Annotated in this window: 1 pseudogene; it reads right to left on the reverse strand. The window is 70.4% G+C overall.

Features of this window, described 5'->3' with window-relative positions:
- A pseudogene (locus AC2JF9_RS09430) lies at positions 1-439 on the reverse strand (hypothetical protein); the annotation flags it as partial.

Here is a 439-nt window from a genome sequence, read left to right on the forward strand (position 1 = left end):
TGCCGGGGCCTTCGAGCGCCGCATAGCCCAGCGCGGAAGCGGGCGGTGACGGACGTTGCACCCTGAAGAGCTTCTCGAAGAAGGATCGATCGTCTGCAGGGGCGCTCGGCGCGGCCGCATTCATGATCTGCCTGGTCGGCTGCGCGCTCGCCAGCTTCGGAGCCTCAGCAGGATTCGGAGCCCGCAATTCGCGAGGGCGCGGCACCGGCAGGGGCACCACCGCAGCCTGCGCAGCCGCGACGACCGGCGTCTGGGTCGGCTCGGAAGGCTGCGGCTGCGCGGACGGAGCCGGCGCGGCGACGTTCGTCTCATGCGGCTTGGTCGAGGGCTTGAGCGTCGCTTCCAATGGGGTGCTGCGCGCGAAGGCGAGTGTCCCGGATGGCAGCATGGGTGCCGGGTCGACGAATGCTCTGTCGTTGGTCCGGATCGGTGCGGTCGC

This window comes from Lactobacillus sp. C449L, from assembly GCF_059900815.1.